Source organism: Curtobacterium sp. VKM Ac-1393 (assembly GCF_015350995.1).
In the GTDB taxonomy this organism is placed as follows: Bacteria; Actinomycetota; Actinomycetes; order Actinomycetales; family Microbacteriaceae; genus Curtobacterium.
Genome location: NZ_JADKRW010000002.1, coordinates 364,728 through 380,235 on the forward strand (window position 1 = coordinate 364,728; position 15,508 = coordinate 380,235).

The window sequence follows — 15,508 nt, forward strand, 5'->3', positions numbered from 1 at the left end:
GACGCACCGGCCCCGGCCGGGACCGGACGGGCTCGCGCCCGCGTCAGCGCAGGACGTCAGCGCAGGACGTCGGCCCGGTGCACGAGCGCGGCGGCGCCGATGAGCGGACCGTCCTGCGAGAGCGCCGTCGGCACGATGCGCACCTTCGTCACGAAACCGAACTCGACGCGCTCCGCGACGGCTTCGCGCGCGAACTCGAACAGGTCCGGCGTGACGTGCGAGAACCCGCCGCCGATCGCGACGACCTCGAGGTCGACCAGGCTCGTCGCCGCGGCGATCGCCTGCCCGAGCGCGCGGCCGCTGCGCTTGACCGCTGCGACAGCGATCGGGTCCCCGGCGGCGTACGCAGCGGACAGCTCTTCGCCGGTGGACCCGGCGAACCCCTGCCGCTGCGCCCAGGCGACGGTCTTCGGGCCGCTGGCGATCGCCTCCAGGCAACCGGTCCCACCGCAGGCGCACGGGTCGTCGTAGCCGCCGCACTCCACGTGTCCGATGTGTCCGGCGTTGCCGGTCGGGCCGCTGACCGTCCGGCCGTGCAGGATGAGTCCACCGCCGACACCCGTCGAGACGATCATGCCCATGACGTGGTCGGACCCCTGTGCCGCACCGACCCAGTGCTCGGCGAGCGTGATCGCCAGACCGTCCATGCGCAGCGTCACCGGCACGCCGTCGGGCACGAGCTCCGCGATGCGGTCGCGCAGTGGGTGGCCGCGCCACACCGGCATGTTGAGCGGGGACACGAGGCCGTGCTCCTCGTCGACCGGGCCGGCGGAGCCGACCCCGACGCCGACGAGCGTCGCGTCGGACGGCAGCGTGCCGAGCGCCTTCGTCACGACCTCGTCGACGGCGGCCTGCAGCTCGTCGGACGTGCGCTGCGGTCCGGTGGGGCTGCGGAAGCGCGTGCTCGGCAGGACGACGCCGGCGTCGGTGACGAGCGCGGCCTCGACCTTGGTGCCGCCGAGGTCGACGGCGAGTGCGAGAGCGGTGGACGTGGGCACGGGGGATTGTGGTGCGGTGCTGGACATGCGCGCTCCGATGCGGCGGTCGGGAGGCCCGGCTCGGCCCCGGGACGCGTCGTCGCGCCCGGTGGGCCTCGGCCTGGCCGGTGGTGGTTCGGTCGGGTCAGGTGGTGCTGCGGTGGGTCAGTAGGAACTGGTGTCGTCGCCCTGCGACGACGCCGTGCCGGTCTCCGCGCGGTGCGCGACCTCGCCGAGGATGCGGGCCGAGGCGCTCGTCCCGATGCGGCTCGCTCCGGCCTCGACCATCTCGAGCAGGGTGTCGAGCCCGCGCACGCCGCCCGAGGCCTTGACACCCGTGTCGGCGCCGACCGTGCGGCGCATCAGGGCGATGTGCTCGGCCGTGGCGCCACCACCGGCGAACCCGGTCGAGGTCTTCACGAACGCGGCACCGGCGGACTGCGCGGCGCGCGAGGCGGCGACGATCTCGTCGTCGGTCAGGAACGCGGTCTCGAGGATGACCTTGACGACGGTTGACCCGGCGGCGTCGACCACGGCGCGGACGTCCTGCTCGACGCGCTCCCAGTCGCCCGACTTCGCAGCGCCGATGTTCTGCACCATGTCGAGCTCGAAGGCACCGTCGGCCAGGGCCTGCAGCGACTCGGCGACCTTCACGGCGGTGGAGGTGGTGCCGTGCGGGAACCCGATGACCGTGCCGACGCCGACACCGGTGCCCTGCAGGCGCTCGGCGGCGTGGGCGACGTCGCTCGGGCGGACGCACACGCTGAAGACCCGGTAGGCGGCGGCTTCGTCGAGCTGCGCGTCGACGTCCGAGCGGGTGAGCTCGGGCTTCAGGATCGCGTGGTCGATGAGGCCGCGGACGGCATCGGCGGTGACGGGGAAGGCTGCGTTGTCCACCCGCCAAGCCTACCCGTCAGGCGTGCCGCGTAGCGTTCGGGGCATGCAGGTCCTCGTCACCGGCGCCACCGGGTACATCGGCGGTCGTCTCGTCCCCCGTCTCCTCGAAGCAGGTCACTCCGTACGGGTGTTCGTGCGCAATCCACGGAAGCTCCAGGACGTCCCGTGGAGCGGCGACGTCGACGTCGCCGAAGGAGACCTGCAGGACGCCGACGCGGTCCGCGCCGCGGTCGACGGCGTCGAGGCCGTGTACTACCTCGCGCACGCCATGGGTGCCGACGGCGACTTCGAGTCCGCCGAACGGCAGGCGGCCGAGACGATGGCACGCGAGGCGAAGCGTGCCGGCGTCGGCCGCTTCGTGTACCTCGGCGGTCTGCACCCCGACGGCGACCTGTCGAAGCACCTGCGCAGCCGCAAGGAAGTGGGGGAGATCCTGCTCGGCTCGGGCGTCCCCACGGTGGCCTACCAGGCCGGCGTCGTGATCGGGTCCGGCAGCACGTCGTTCGAGATGATCCGCCACGTGACCGACGTCCTGCCGTGGATGCCGGCGCCCCGGTGGGTGCGCAACCGCATCCAGCCGATCGCGGTCCGCGACGTCCTGTACTACCTGGTGGCGGCGCTCGACGTGCCGGCCGACGTCAACCGCACCTTCGACATCGGCGGACCGGACGTCCTGCGGTACGGGCAGATGCTCAACGGCTACGCGGTCGAGGCGAAGCTCCGGCAGCGCCCGATCACGGTGTTGCCGGTGCTCACCCCGCGTCTCGCCGCACACTGGTTCAACGTCGTCACCCCGATCCCGCGCAAGCTCGCGACGCCGATCATCGAGTCGCTGCAGTTCGAGTGCGTCCAGCGCGAGCACGACATCGACGACGTGGTGCCACAGCCAGAGGGCGGGCTCACGTCGTACCGCCGGGCCGTCCGGCTCGCCCTGAACAAGATGCGTGCCGGCGAGGTGCAGACGAGCTGGCGGAGCGCCACCCTGTCGAGCGCCTCGGCTGACCCGATGCCGAGCGACCCGGACTGGGCGGGCCACACCGTCTACGTGGACGACCGGAAGCGCCACTCGAGCGCGTCGGCCGCGGACGTCTGGCGCGTCGTCGAGTCGATCGGCGGCGAGAACGGCTGGTACTCCTTCCCGCTCGCGTGGGTGGCCCGCGGCTGGATGGACAAGATCGCCGGGGGCGTCGGCCTGAGCCGCGGCCGCCGCGACCAGGAGCGGCTCGAGCAGGGCGACGCACTCGACTGGTGGCGCGTCGAGCGGCTCGAGCGCGGGCGCTACCTGCGGCTCCGCGCCGAGTTCAAGTCCCCGGGACGCGCCTGGCTGGAGATGACCGTCACCCCGAACCCGGACGGCGGCAGCGACTACCACCAGCGGGCGATCTACTTCCCGCAGGGGCTGCCCGGACGCCTGTACTGGTACGGGATCCTGCCGTTCCACGGCATCATCTTCCCCGGCATGGTCGAGCGGATCACCGCGGCCGCCGAGCGCGAGTCCGACCACACCGAGTCGACGCAGCGCAACCGGACCCAGCAGAATGGGAGTCCGGAACCGGCGAACGAGGAGGCAGCATGACCGAGGAACGCAGTCCCGTCCTGTTCCTGGGCGACAGCATCACGGCCCAGGGGTCGTGGGACGCCTGGCTCCCCGACGAGCACACGCTGAACCAGGGCGTCAGTGGCGACACCACCGACGGGGTGCTCGCGCGGCTCGACGCCGTCGTCGCCGAACAGCCCGAGGTGATCGTGCTGCTGATCGGCACGAACGACTTCGGCAACCACCGTGCCAGTGCCGAGCACGTCGTCCGCAACGTCGAGACGATCCTCGTGACCCTGCGCCGCGAGCTGCCGGGCGTCCGTCTGCTGCTCGTGTCCGTGCTGCCGCGCCAGGCCGAGTACTCCACGAAGATCGAGGAGGCGAACCGCCACCTGCGCCAGTTCGTCGCCACGTGCCACGCGCAGTACCTCGACGCCTGGCCCGCGCTGTCCGACGGCGACCACCTGGACGACCGCTTCACGGACGACGGCCTGCACCTCACCGATGACGGCTACCGTGCCTACCTCGGCGAGCTGGTCCCAGCGCTCGAGCGCGTGCGGGGTCTCCCGCCGATGTCCCGGTCCTTCACCGCCATCGACCTCGACGAGGCCCCCGCCTGATGGCTGCCCGCAAGGGACGACCCCCGGTGGGGTCGTCGCAGCACGGCGTGCCCGCCGCTCCCGTGCGGCCGGCCGCCCGCGGTACCCGTGGGTCCCCGGGCTTCACCCGACCGGCACTCGCGCCGTCGATGATCGCCGCGATCGTCCTGCTCGCGTGCGTGGCGATCATGGACTCGTCCGGCTTCGTCTTCGCCCGGTGGGGTGTCACCGTCCTCGGGCTGATCGTGCTCGTGTTCGCGGTGCGCGGGAGGACCTGGTGGGCTGCGGCGCTGATGGCGGCCGTGGCCGTCTGCTGGAACCCCCTGGTCACGGTGCCGATCCCCGGCCAGGTGTGGGCCGCGTTGCAGATCCTGGCAGCCGCCCTGTTCATCGTGGTGGGCATCGCCGTCAAGGTGCCCCGCGAGACGGACGTGCCGCGCGGGACGGACGTGCCCCGGGCCTCCTGACCGGCCCTGACGACCGTCTGCAGAACCGAGGCCGCGGGCGGACGGTAGGATCGCAGGGTCGGGTACAGGACCCGGCAGCGCGACCCGAAGGGCATGGATGAACGACGAGACCGAGCCGGTGACCGAGAGTCCTCTGCTGAACCCTCGACCGTCCTCCGGCGGTCTCGACCGGCCCGACGTCGTCGTCCGCAAGGGCCGTCTGACGCTGCTCAACGGCCACCTGACGCCGCAGCAGTCGATGATCGAGGACCTGCTGTTCCTCGACGACGCCCTCACCGAGGCCGACGTCGACCACCTGCTCATCCGCGGCAACGACGAGCGTCCGGTCATCGCGATCGACGAGCGCGACCGTCAGCGGGCCGAGAGCGCCGTCATGGCGGCAGCGGTCAACGAACCGTTCTATGCGAAGCCCCCGGGTGAACCGGCCGTGCTCGTGCAGGACGACGGCCTCGGACCGGTCGACGAGCCGGTGCTGCGGGTGTTCCGTCCGCGCCTCGAGCCGCTCGGCCGGCTGCGCTACGGCGCCGAGACGAGCGTCCAGCTGGAGTTCTGGCGCCTCACCGACACCGAGGTCCTCGCACCCGTCGAGAACGCCCTGATGCGTCGCAGCCTGCCTGTCGACGAGTTCGTCCTCGTCGACATCGAGCGCTACGGCCGCACCTGGCGCACCGTCGAGCACATGTTCGACGACCACGTCTCCGACATCCGGTTCCCGATCGACATCGTCTTCTCGTGGGTCGACGGCAACGCCATCGAGTACCAGCGCGCCCGCCAGGCGGCGCAGGCCGGTGCCGTCCTGGGCGAGGGCGACGACGCCGCAGCCCGGTTCCGGCAGATCGACGAGCTCAAGTACGCGCTCCGCTCGGTGCACACGTTCGCGCCGTGGATCCGTCAGATCTACATCGCCACCGACTCACCCGCACCGCACTGGCTCGCCGACCACCCCAAGGTCCGCATCGTGCGCAGCGAGGAGTTCTTCGCCGACCCGTCCGTCCTGCCGACGCACAACTCGCAGGCCGTCGAGTCGCAGCTGCACCACATCCCGGGCATCAGCGAGCACTTCATCTACTCGAACGACGACATGTTCTTCGGGCGCACCGTCGACCCGTCGGCGTTCTTCAGCCCGGGCTCGGTGACGAAGTTCATCCTCGCCACCACGCGCATCGGGCTCGGCGTGAACAACGCGGCGCGCAGCGGGTTCGAGAACTCCGCGCGGGTGAACCGCCGCCTGTTGCAGCAGCGCTTCGGGGCGGTCACCACGCGGCACCTCGAGCACGCGCCGACGCCGTTGCGGGCATCGATCATGACGGAGATGGAGCACGAGTTCGCGGACGAGTTCCGCGCCACGGCTGCCTCGCGGTTCCGTGCCGCCGAGAACATCTCGGTGACGAACTCGCTGTACCACTACTACTCGCTGCTCACCGGTCGCGCGATCGTGCAGGAGAACACCGACGTCCGCTACATCGACACCACGATGCAGTCCGGTCTGCGGTCCCTCGACGAGTTGCTGAAGAAGCGGAACGCGGACTTCTTCTGCCTGAACGACGGTAGTTTCCCCGAGGTCAGCGACGACGAGCGCACGCAGCGCGTGACGGACTTCCTCGAGCGTTACTTCCCCTTCCCCGCGCCGTGGGAGCGCCCCGGCGCTTAGGGCGCACCAGCGCCCTGCCGGGGCGCTCCGGGCGAGCCTGCGAGCCCGGCGCCGGAGCCCAGCCATGCGCTCCGGGCGAGCCAGCGCCCTGCCGGGGCGCTCCGGAGCCCAGCCACGCGCCCTGGACGCACCCACACCAGACCGGGAAGCCCGTGCCGGCCCCGCCACGCGCCTCCCGTCCGCCGTGGGCCCACGCCCACCGCATCGCGTGCGCAGAAGACGTCGGGTCCGCATGACGGACCCGACGTCTTCTGCGCACTGGCTGCGGCGACCTACCGGTGGATCGGGGAGACGGGCACCGAGTCGAGGGTGAAGACCGGGATGCTCGAGGTCACGGGGGCCGGCTCGACCGCCGGGGCGATGGTGACGCCGTGGGCTGCCAGCCGGGCCTCGGTCTCGGCGGCGGAGACGGGCTGGCCGACCGTGGAGTAGTGGCCGATCGGCACGACCGAGTGCACGACGTTCCGGCCGTAGACGTGCACCAGGTTGAACGACTGTGCGCCGTCACGCCCACGGGTGCCGCCCTGGTACTCGGTGAGGTCCTGCGTGTAGCACGTGGCGCTGGCGACCGACACGGGGACGCCGGCGAACACGGCACTCGTCGAGTAGTGCAGGTGGCCGGCGATGATCGACAGGACGTCGCTTCCCTCGACGACCTCGGCCAGCGCCTGCTGGTCGCGCAGCTCGACGAGGACGGTCAGGTCCTGCACGCTCGGCACCGGGGGGTGGTGCATCGCGAGGATCGTGCCGTGCGGAGCGGCCTCGGACAGGACTTCGGCGAGCCAGTCGAGCTGCTCGGGGGAGACCTCGCCGTGGTGGTGCCCCGGAACGCTCGTGTCGAGGGTGATCACTCGGAGCCCGTTGACGTCGTAGACGAAGTCGACCGGGCGGTCGGTGGGGTGCAGGCCGAAGAGCTCCTGACGGAAGGCACCGCGTTCGTCGTGGTTGCCCATCGCCCAGATGACCTGCGCGCCGATGCGGCGGGCGGCCGGCTCGACGATCTCACGGATGCGGGCGTAAGCACCCGGCTCGCCCTTGTCGGCGACGTCGCCCGTGACGACGATCGCTTCCGGGCGAGTGCCCGAGGCTTCGATGTCGGCGACGATCTCGGTCAGCCGTGCGGCGGAGTCCACGTCGCCGTAGAGGTCACCGTCCCCGGAGACGAGGTGGGTGTCGCTGAGGTGGAGGAGGAAGTGGTTCGGCCTGGGGTGTTCGGCCGTCCGGCTGTCCATCGGGGTCTCATTCCGTTGGCGGATGCGTGGTGCAACACGTTGCCACACCGTCCTGGACGAGTCCAGCACGTGTCGGTGAACCAGCCGTGAACTGGGGGCGGCGTGTCGGGGGCGGCAGAAAGCCCCCGCCACTTCGTGACGGGGGCTTTCTGGACTGCTAGTGCTTATTCTCGACCTGCGGGGCCTGGTGGCTGCCCTCGAGGTCCGGGCCGTGGTGGGCGGCGTGCGCTGCCTCGAGCTCGGCCTTCGAGACCGGCTCGATCCGGTCTTCGAAGAAGAAGCGGGAGACGCTCGCACGGGCCTTCTGCACGACCGTGATCTGCCCCTTGGCGTTCGGGCGGATCATGAGCGGCTTGTACTCGTTGAACTGCAGGAGCTTCCAACGCTCGTACTCGTCGAGCTGCTCGTGCACCTCGATGTACTCACCGTGGGGGAGTCGGACGATGCGACCGGACTCGTAGCCGTGCAGGACGATCTCGCGGTCCTTCTTCTGGAGTGCGAGGCACACGCGCTTCGTGATCCAGAAGGCGACGAACGGGCCGAGGACCGTCGTGGCCTGGATCACGTGGATCACGTGTTCGATCGACACCAGGAAGTGGGTCGCGATGATGTCCGACGACGCCGCAGCCCAGAGGCTGGCGTACAGCGTGATGCCGGCAGCACCGATCGCCGTGCGGGTCGGGGCGTTGCGCGGGCGGTCCAGGATGTGGTGCTCGCGCTTGTCGCCGGTGACCCAGGACTCGATGAACGGGTACAGCAGGATCGCGAGGATGAGCAGTACCAGGACCGCGATCGGCGCCAGGATGTTGAACGACACCGTGTAGCCGAACCACACGACCTCCCAGTGCGGCGGGACCAGTCGGAGCGCGCCGTCGGCGAAGCCGATGTACCAGTCGGGCTGGGTACCGGCAGAGACCGGCGAGGGGTCGTACGGCCCGTAGTTCCAGATCGGGTTGATCGTGAACATCGAGGCGATGAGGGCGATGATGCCCGCGACGATGAAGAAGAACCCGCCGGCCTTGGCGGCGAACGCCGGCAGGATCGGGACGCCGACGACGTTCTCGTTGGTCTTGCCCGGTCCGGCGAACTGCGTGTGCTTGTTGATCACGACGAGCACGAGGTGGACACCGAGCACCGCGACGAGGATCGCCGGCAGCAGCAGGATGTGCAGCGTGTACAGGCGGCCGACGATGTCGGTACCCGGGAACTCGCCACCGAAGAGCAGGTAGGCGATCCAGACGCCGATCACCGGCACGCCCTCGATCATGCCGACGATGATCCGCAGACCGTTTCCGGAGAGCAGGTCGTCGGGGAGCGAGTACCCGGTGAAGCCCTCACCCATGGCGAGGACCCACAGCAGGAAGCCGAAGACCCAGTTGAGCTCACGCGGCTTGCGGAAGGCACCGGTGAAGAACACGCGGGCCATGTGCAGCATGATCGACGCCACGAACAGCAGGGCAGCCCAGTGGTGGACCTGGCGGACGAAGAGCCCACCGCGGATGTCGAACGAGATGTCCAGCGTGGACTGCAGCGCCGTCGACATCTCGACTCCCTTGAGCGGGACGTACGAGCCGTTGTAGACGACCTCGGCCATGGAGGCCTGGAAGAAGAACGTCAGGAACGTGCCGGAGAGCAGGACGACGACGAAGCTGTACAGCGCCACCTCGCCGAGCATGAAGCTCCAGTGGTCCGGGAAGATCTTCCGGCCGACTTCCTTGACGAGCCCCGAGATGCTGGTGCGCTCGTCGATGTAGTTGGCGACCCCGCCGATGATGCGGGATCCGCGCTCCGGAGCCGGCTTGTTCGCCGTGCTGCTCGGTGCGGTGGTGGTGGGGGTGCTGGTCATCAGCGTTCACGCTCCCAGAAGGACGGTCCGACCGGCTCGTGGAAGTCGCTCTGGGCAACCAGGTAGCCGTCGTCGTCGATCGCGATCGGAAGTTGGGGGAGGGGGCGTGCGGCCGGACCGAAGATGACCTCGCAGTTGTTCGAGACATCGAAGGTGGACTGGTGGCACGGGCACAGCAGGTGGTGCGTCTGCTGCTCGTAGAGCGCGACCGGGCATCCGACGTGGGTGCAGATCTTGGAGTAGGCGACGATGCCGTCGTAGCCCCAGTTCTCGTGGCCCTTGGACGGGTTGAGGTCCTTCGGGTCGAGACGCATGAGGAGGACGGAGGCCTTGGCCTTCTCTTCCAGCATGTGCTCGGAGTCGAGCATCCCGTCGGGGATGACGTGGAAGACCGAGCCGATGGTGACGTCCGACGCCTTGATCGGCAGACCCGTCGGGTCCTTCGTCAGACGCAGGCCCTGCTTCCAGAAGGTGTGGCGCAGGAGCTCGTTCGGGTCTTCCGCCGGGGCGAGGTCGCGGACCAGGACGATGCCCGGCAGCGGGAAGGCGGCCAGGGCGCCGATCATCGAGTTGCGGATCAGCTTGCGACGGCTGAAACCGGACTCCTTGTCGGCGAGCTGGAATGCCTCGACCGCCTTGGCGCGGGTCGCGTCGGTGCCGCGGGTGCCGTGGCGGAGCTCGGTGATCTCGCGGTCGACGACGAGCGACTTCGACCAGTAGACGGCGCCGAGGCCCAACGCGATGAGTGCGAGGGCGATCGACAGGCCGAGGAAGAGGTTCGCGGTGCGGACCGTACCGAAGTCGTTCGAGTCGATCGGGAACGCGACGTAGGCCGCGATCGAGAGGACGCTGCCGACGATCGAGAGGTAGAAGAACGTGGCGACCTGGCGCTCGGCCAGACGCTGCTTCTTCGGGTCGACGTCGGTGCGGCGCGCGCGGTGCGGCGGCTCACCCGGGTTCTCGAACGGGTCGCTGGGCAGCACCGCGATCCCGGGGGAGCTGGTCGTGCCGTGCTTCTCGACAGCCGAGGACGAGTTCAGCGTCTCGTCGTCGTGCTCTGCCATGGTGTTCCCTTCAGTGTCGTTCGACACGGACGATCAGTTGGACTTCGCGGTCAGCCAGACGGTCATCGCGACGACCGCGCCGAGTCCGAAGATCCAGATGAACAGACCCTCGGCCACCGGGCCCAGGGAGCCGAGCGCGAACCCGCCGGGCGACTTGTTGTCCTGCACGTACTTGAGGTACGTGATGATGTCGGCCTTCTGATCCGGCGTCAGGTTCAGGTCGTTGAAGACCGGCATGTTCTGCGGGCCGGTCTGCATCGCCTCGTAGATGTGCTTGCCGGAGACCGTGGACAGGTTCGGTGCGTACTTGCCCTCGGTCAGGGCACCGCCGGCGCCGGCCACGTTGTGGCACATGGCGCAGTTGATGCGGAAGAGCTCGGCACCTTCTGCCGCGTCGCCGTCTGCACCGTTGGTGAGCTCGGTCGACGGGACCGCGGGGCCGGGGCCCAGCGAGGCGACGTACTCGGCGAGGGCGTCGACCTGCTCGTCCGTGAACTGCGCGGGCTTCTCTTCGGCCTGCGGGCCCTGAGCGGCCATCGGCATGCGGCCGGTGCCGACCTGGAAGTCGACCGACGCGGCGCCGACACCGATGAGGGACGGACCCTCGCTGGTGCCCTGGGCGGAGAGGCCGTGGCAGGTGGCGCAGTTCGAGGCGAAGAGCTTCTGGCCCTCGTTCACCTTGGACTGGCTCGTCGCTGCGACGGTGCTCGTGCTGTCGTCCGCGTTCGCCGTGGAGCTGAACAGCGCGTACGCACCGCCGGTGGTCATGAGACCCACGACGATGAGCGAGACGGTCGCCATCGGAGAGCGGCGGCCCTTCTTGGACTTGGTTCTGTTGAACATGTGCTGGGGGGTGTCCAGTTCCTACTTGAGAAGGTAGATGACGGCGAAGAGGAAGATCCACACGACGTCGACGAAGTGCCAGTAGTACGACACGACGATGGCGGTGGTCGCTTCCTTGTGACCGAAGTTCTTCGCGGCGAAGCCACGGCCGAGCGTCAGCAGGAAGGCGATGAGGCCGCCCGTGACGTGCAGACCGTGGAACCCGGTCGTCATGTAGAACGCCGAGCCGTAGGCACTCGAGGAGAGCGTGACGCCCTCGTGCCAGAGGTTGGCGTACTCGAAGATCTGGCCGCAGACGAAGATCGCGCCCATGGCGTAGGTGACGAAGAACCACTCCGTCATGCCCCAGTGGCGCGGGTTCCAGCTCGTGCGGTGCACCTGGAAGCGCTCGGCCGCGAACACCGCGAACTGGCAGGCGAAGCTGGACAGCACCAGGATGATCGTGTTCACCGAGGCGAACGGCACCTCGAGCTTGGAGGTTTCGGCCGCCCACAGCTCGGGGGACGTGCTGCGCAGCGTGAAGTAGATCGCGAACAGGCCGGCGAAGAACATGACCTCGCTGCCCAGCCACACGATCGTCCCCACGGCAACGGCGTTCGGCCTGTTCAGGGCCGGACCGCTGGCGGATCGGGAGAGAGAGGTGCTAGTCACGTCCTCCATTATGGCCGAAACCCCCGACAGTGTTTTCGCAGGAGACTGGCGGGTCTCTCGAATTCAGTACGATCGGGCCATGCCTGACGCACTCTCTTGGCCTGCAGTGATCAGCGCGCTCATGGCGCGCGAGGACCTGACGATCAGGCAATCCACATGGGCCATGGAGGAGATCGTGCACGGGCGCGCCACCCAGGCCCAGATCGCCGCGTTCGCCGTCACCCTCCGCGCGAAGGGCGAGACGGTCGACGAGGTCGTCGGGTTCCGCGACGCGATCCTCGACGCCGCAGTTCCACTGGACGTCGACCCGATGGCCCTCGACATCGTGGGGACCGGCGGCGACGTCGTCGGTACCGTGAACGTCTCGACGATGGCGGCGATCGTGATCGCGGCCGCCGGTGTCCCCGTGGTGAAGCACGGCAACAAGGCCAGCTCGTCGAAGTCCGGTTCGAGCGACGTGCTCGCCGCACTGGGCCTCGATCTCACGATGGACGCCGCGCGTGTCGCGGACACGTTCCGGCGTGTCGGACTGACCTTCGCGTTCGCCAACGCGTTCCACCCGGGCTTCGCCCACGCGGGTCCGGTCCGCCGCGAGATCGGCGTGCCGACGGTGTTCAACTTCCTCGGGCCGCTCGTCAACCCCGCACGGTGCGAGGCCAACGCCGTCGGGGTGGCCCAGCTCGAGCTCGTGCCGATCATCACGGGCGTGTTCCAGACCCGCGGGGCGACCGCCCTGGTGTTCCGCGGCGACGACGGACTCGACGAGCTCACGACCACCGGGCACAGCCACATCTGGGAAGTCACCGGTGGGCGCATCATCGAGCACGACCTGGAGCCGCGCGACCTCGGCATCGCCCGCGCCCGCACCGAGGACCTGCTCGGCGGCGACCCCGAACACAACGCCGCGGTCGTGCACCGCGTGCTGGCGGGGGAGACCGGCCCGGTCCGCGACATCGTGCTGCTGAACGCTGCCGCCGGCCTGGTGTCCTTCCGGCTCGCGCAGGACCCGGCCGAGTCCGACCGTCCGATCCTGCAGCGCTTCCGCGAGCAGCTCGCGGTCGCCGCAGAGGCGATCGACTCCGGCGCCGGCGCCCGCAAGCTCGCGGACTGGGTCGGCGTCGCTCCCGAGTGACCGACCTCGCGTCGAGCAGACGCCGTCGTGTCGTCGAGACGCCTCCGAATTCGAAGGCGTCTCGCGCGCCCCGGGGCGCGGTGCGATGACGACGGCGTGTTGCGTGGAAGGGCGGTAGACGCAACCGACGGGAGGCCCGGTGCCGGTTCCTGGAACCGGCACCGGGCCTCCCGTCGGTGCGTTCAGTGCACGCGGTCAGCGTGCGCCGGCGTCGCTACTGGACGTCCTCGTCGACCCAGTCGAAGGTCTTCGTGACGGCCTTCTTCCACAGGCGGAGCGTGCGCTCGCGCTCCGCGGCGTCGAGCTGCGGCTCCCAGCGCTTGTCCTCCTGCCAGTTGGCACGGAGCTCGTCGAGGTTGGCCCAGAAGCCCACCGCGAGACCGGCTGCGTAGGCCGCGCCGAGCGCCGTCGTCTCGGCGACGACCGGACGCACCACCGGCACGTTGAGGATGTCGGCCTGGAACTGCATGAGCTCGTTGTTGGCGGTCATGCCGCCGTCGACCTTGAGCTCGGTCAGGTCCACGCCGGAGTCGGCGTTGACGGCGTCGAGGACCTCGCGGGTCTGCAGCGCCGTCGCCTCGAGGGCCGCACGCGCGATGTGGCCCTTGTTGACGTAGCGGGTCAGACCGACGATGGCGCCACGGGCGTCCGGACGCCAGTACGGCGCGAACAGCCCCGAGAACGCCGGCACGAAGTACACGCCGCCGTTGTCCTCGACGGTCTTGGCCAGGGCCTCGACCTCCGGAGCGCTGCCGATCAGGCCGAGGTTGTCGCGGAGCCACTGGATGAGCGAACCCGTGACGGCGATCGAGCCCTCGAGGGCGTAGTGCGTCTCCTGGTCGCCGAGCTTGTAGCCGACGGTGGTGAGCAGGCCGTTCTCGGAGCGGACGATCTCGGTACCGGTGTTGAAGATGAGGAAGTTGCCGGTGCCGTAGGTGTTCTTCGACTCGCCCTGGTCGAACGCCGCCTGGCCGAAGGTCGCGGCCTGCTGGTCGCCGAGGATGCCCGCGATCGGGACCTCGCGGAGCAGGTTGGACGACTCGACGTGGCCGTAGACCTCGGACGAGCTGACGATCTCGGGGAGCATCGACTTCGGCACACCGAAGTCAGCGAGGATGTCGTCGCGCCACTGCAGCGTCTCGAGGTCCATGAAGAGCGTGCGGGACGCGTTCGTGACGTCGGTCTTGTGGACGCCGCCGTCGACGCCACCGGTCAGGTTCCAGAGGACCCAGGTGTCGGTGGTGCCGAAGAGCAGGTCCCCGGCCTCGGCCTTCTCACGTGCACCCTCGACGTTCTCGAGGATCCACATGATCTTGGTGCCGGCGAAGTACGTCGCCAGCGGCAGGCCGACGATGGCCTTGTAGCGGTCGGTGTCGCCGTCGGCGAGCTTGTCGACGATCGACTGCGTGCGGGTGTCCTGCCAGACGATCGCGTTGTAGATCGGCTTGCCGGTGGTCTTGTCCCAGACGACGGCGGTCTCGCGCTGGTTGGTGATGCCCACGGCGGCGACGTCGTGGCGCGTGATGTCGGCACGCGACAGTGCCTGACCGATCACCTCGCGGGTGTTGTCCCAGATCTCGGCGGGGTCGTGCTCGACCCATCCGGCGCGCGGGAAGATCTGCTCGTGCTCCTTCTGCCCGGTCGAGATGATCGAGCCGGAGTGATCGAAGACGATCGCTCGGGTGGAGGTCGTGCCCTGGTCGATGGCGACGATGTAGTCGGCCATTGGTGCTCCTTACGGGTGTTCGGTGCGGTGAGCGACTCGCGGGTGCGGGCCGCTCACCCCGGGGTGGGGTTGGTTCAGCTGACGACGGGCAGCAGGGCGTAGGACAGCCCGGCGGCGAGGGCGCCACCGATCAGCGGCCCGACGACGGGCACCCAGGCGTAGGACCAGTCGCTCGTGCCCTTGCCCTTGATGGGCAGGAAGGCGTGCGCCAGGCGCGGGCCGAGGTCACGGGCCGGGTTGATGGCGTAACCGGTGGGGCCACCGAGGCTGACACCGATCGCGATCACGAGGAAGGCGACGGGGATCGCGCCGAGCTGCGCCGGGGTCTGGCCGTTGGTGAAGGCGATGACGACGAACACCAGCACGAAGGTGCCGATGATCTCGGTCACGAGGTTCCAGCCGTACGACCGGATCGCGGGGCCGGTGGAGAAGACGCCGAGCTTGGCGGCGGGGTCCGGCTCTTCGTCGAAGTGCTGCTTGTAGGCGAGCCAGACGATGACGGCACCGATGACGGCTCCGATGAGCTGGGCGAGCCAGAACAGGAGCATCGCGCCGACGGTGATGTTGCCGAGGATGGCCTGGGCGAGGCTGACGGCCGGGTTGAGCTGGCCGCCGGACTTGTACGACACGGTGACGCCGGCGAAGACCGCGAAGCCCCAACCGATCGTGACCATGAGGAAGCCGGCCCCGAAGCCCTTCGACTTCGAGAGCGAGACGGCGGCGACGACACCGCCACCCAGGATGATGAGCATCGCCGTGCCGACGAGCTCGGACAGGAACTTGACGCCGATGTCGTCCATCGGTGACCTCCAGTGCGTGAGGTGGGGGTCCGGTGGTGCTGCGCCGCACTCCCCGTTGAGTGATTGAGGCCGAGCCTAGTGACGCA

14 protein-coding genes are annotated in these 15,508 nt (G+C 69.4%); 5 read left to right on the forward strand and 9 right to left on the reverse strand.

What is annotated here, in order from left to right; translation table 11 throughout:
- Window positions 1-56: 56 nt before the first annotated feature.
- Together ITJ59_RS05570 and deoC are read right to left on the reverse strand one after the other, a co-directional pair.
- Window positions 57-1,025, reverse strand: a complete 969-nt coding sequence (locus ITJ59_RS05570; RefSeq protein ID WP_194650127.1) for an ROK family protein — start codon at window positions 1,023-1,025, stop codon at window positions 57-59.
- Window positions 1,026-1,142: 117 nt separating this feature from the next.
- Window positions 1,143-1,874 (reverse strand): deoxyribose-phosphate aldolase, encoded by a 732-nt coding sequence (gene deoC, locus ITJ59_RS05575; protein WP_194650128.1) that lies wholly within the window; start codon window positions 1,872-1,874, stop codon window positions 1,143-1,145.
- A 43-nt stretch (window positions 1,875-1,917) separates the two neighbouring features.
- Here deoC and ITJ59_RS05580 point away from each other — a divergent pair, with 43 nt between their 5' ends.
- The 4 genes from ITJ59_RS05580 (at window position 1,918) to ITJ59_RS05595 (ending at window position 6,128) form a co-directional block, all read left to right on the forward strand.
- On the forward strand, window positions 1,918-3,450 hold the full coding sequence (locus ITJ59_RS05580) for an SDR family oxidoreductase (protein WP_194650129.1): 1,533 nt from the start codon (window positions 1,918-1,920) through the stop codon (window positions 3,448-3,450).
- The gene (locus ITJ59_RS05585) at window positions 3,447-4,031 is read left to right on the forward strand and encodes a GDSL-type esterase/lipase family protein (RefSeq protein WP_194650130.1); all 585 of its coding nucleotides are present in this window, start codon (window positions 3,447-3,449) and stop codon (window positions 4,029-4,031) included. Before ITJ59_RS05580 ends, ITJ59_RS05585 begins: the two co-directional genes overlap by 4 nt.
- Complete coding sequence (locus tag ITJ59_RS05590) at window positions 4,031-4,477, forward strand: DUF6804 family protein (RefSeq protein WP_194650131.1); 447 nt, start codon at window positions 4,031-4,033, stop codon at window positions 4,475-4,477. Before ITJ59_RS05585 ends, ITJ59_RS05590 begins: the two co-directional genes overlap by 1 nt.
- A 97-nt stretch (window positions 4,478-4,574) precedes the next feature.
- Window positions 4,575-6,128, forward strand: coding sequence for a stealth conserved region 3 domain-containing protein (locus ITJ59_RS05595; RefSeq protein ID WP_194650132.1), 1,554 nt, complete (start codon window positions 4,575-4,577; stop codon window positions 6,126-6,128).
- A 272-nt stretch (window positions 6,129-6,400) separates the two neighbouring features.
- On the opposite strand, the gene ITJ59_RS05600 is transcribed toward ITJ59_RS05595, so the two are convergent.
- The 5 genes from ITJ59_RS05600 to ITJ59_RS05620 all read right to left on the reverse strand — a co-directional run bounded on the left by ITJ59_RS05600 (window position 6,401) and on the right by ITJ59_RS05620 (window position 11,773).
- Window positions 6,401-7,360, reverse strand: coding sequence for a phosphodiesterase (locus ITJ59_RS05600; protein WP_194650133.1), 960 nt, complete (start codon window positions 7,358-7,360; stop codon window positions 6,401-6,403).
- A gap of 157 nt (window positions 7,361-7,517) precedes the next feature.
- A complete protein-coding gene (locus ITJ59_RS05605; protein ID WP_194650134.1) occupies window positions 7,518-9,206 on the reverse strand; it encodes a cytochrome b in 1,689 nt (562 codons plus the stop codon).
- Window positions 9,206-10,270 (reverse strand): ubiquinol-cytochrome c reductase iron-sulfur subunit, encoded by a 1,065-nt coding sequence (locus tag ITJ59_RS05610; protein ID WP_194650135.1) that lies wholly within the window; start codon window positions 10,268-10,270, stop codon window positions 9,206-9,208. Before ITJ59_RS05610 ends, ITJ59_RS05605 begins: the two co-directional genes overlap by 1 nt.
- A 33-nt stretch (window positions 10,271-10,303) precedes the next feature.
- Window positions 10,304-11,113: a cytochrome c gene (locus ITJ59_RS05615; RefSeq protein WP_194650136.1), complete on the reverse strand. Its 810-nt coding sequence runs from the start codon at window positions 11,111-11,113 to the stop codon at window positions 10,304-10,306.
- Between the two features lie 21 nt (window positions 11,114-11,134).
- Window positions 11,135-11,773 carry a cytochrome c oxidase subunit 3 gene (locus tag ITJ59_RS05620; protein WP_123312617.1) on the reverse strand — a complete coding sequence of 213 codons (639 nt, stop codon included), beginning with the start codon at window positions 11,771-11,773 and terminating at the stop codon, window positions 11,135-11,137.
- A 70-nt stretch (window positions 11,774-11,843) separates the two neighbouring features.
- On the opposite strand from ITJ59_RS05620, the gene trpD reads away from it, so the two are divergent.
- Window positions 11,844-12,896, forward strand: coding sequence for an anthranilate phosphoribosyltransferase (trpD, locus tag ITJ59_RS05625; protein ID WP_194650137.1), 1,053 nt, complete (start codon window positions 11,844-11,846; stop codon window positions 12,894-12,896).
- A gap of 214 nt (window positions 12,897-13,110) precedes the next feature.
- On the opposite strand, the gene glpK is transcribed toward trpD, so the two are convergent.
- A complete protein-coding gene (glpK, locus tag ITJ59_RS05630; RefSeq protein ID WP_111084025.1) occupies window positions 13,111-14,622 on the reverse strand; it encodes a glycerol kinase GlpK in 1,512 nt (503 codons plus the stop codon).
- 74 nt (window positions 14,623-14,696) lie between these two features.
- Window positions 14,697-15,422 (reverse strand): MIP/aquaporin family protein, encoded by a 726-nt coding sequence (locus ITJ59_RS05635; RefSeq protein WP_194650138.1) that lies wholly within the window; start codon window positions 15,420-15,422, stop codon window positions 14,697-14,699.
- Window positions 15,423-15,508: the final 86 nt, after the last annotated feature.

Bases quoted from the DNA above. Each gene is read 5' to 3' on its own strand.
- ITJ59_RS05570 (WP_194650127.1), bottom strand. From the start codon at position 1,025: ATGTCCAGCACCGCACCACAATCCCCCGTGCCCACGTCCACCGCTCTC.
- ITJ59_RS05580 (WP_194650129.1), top strand. From the start codon at position 1,918: ATGCAGGTCCTCGTCACCGGCGCCACCGGGTACATCGGCGGTCGTCTC.
- ITJ59_RS05585 (WP_194650130.1), top strand. From the start codon at position 3,447: ATGACCGAGGAACGCAGTCCCGTCCTGTTCCTGGGCGACAGCATCACG.
- ITJ59_RS05590 (WP_194650131.1), top strand. From the start codon at position 4,031: ATGGCTGCCCGCAAGGGACGACCCCCGGTGGGGTCGTCGCAGCACGGC.
- ITJ59_RS05595 (WP_194650132.1), top strand. From the start codon at position 4,575: ATGAACGACGAGACCGAGCCGGTGACCGAGAGTCCTCTGCTGAACCCT.
- ITJ59_RS05600 (WP_194650133.1), bottom strand. From the start codon at position 7,360: ATGGACAGCCGGACGGCCGAACACCCCAGGCCGAACCACTTCCTCCTC.
- ITJ59_RS05605 (WP_194650134.1), bottom strand. From the start codon at position 9,206: ATGACCAGCACCCCCACCACCACCGCACCGAGCAGCACGGCGAACAAG.
- ITJ59_RS05610 (WP_194650135.1), bottom strand. From the start codon at position 10,270: ATGGCAGAGCACGACGACGAGACGCTGAACTCGTCCTCGGCTGTCGAG.
- ITJ59_RS05615 (WP_194650136.1), bottom strand. From the start codon at position 11,113: ATGTTCAACAGAACCAAGTCCAAGAAGGGCCGCCGCTCTCCGATGGCG.
- ITJ59_RS05620 (WP_123312617.1), bottom strand. From the start codon at position 11,773: ATGGAGGACGTGACTAGCACCTCTCTCTCCCGATCCGCCAGCGGTCCG.
- trpD (WP_194650137.1), top strand. From the start codon at position 11,844: ATGCCTGACGCACTCTCTTGGCCTGCAGTGATCAGCGCGCTCATGGCG.
- glpK (WP_111084025.1), bottom strand. From the start codon at position 14,622: ATGGCCGACTACATCGTCGCCATCGACCAGGGCACGACCTCCACCCGA.
- ITJ59_RS05635 (WP_194650138.1), bottom strand. From the start codon at position 15,422: ATGGACGACATCGGCGTCAAGTTCCTGTCCGAGCTCGTCGGCACGGCG.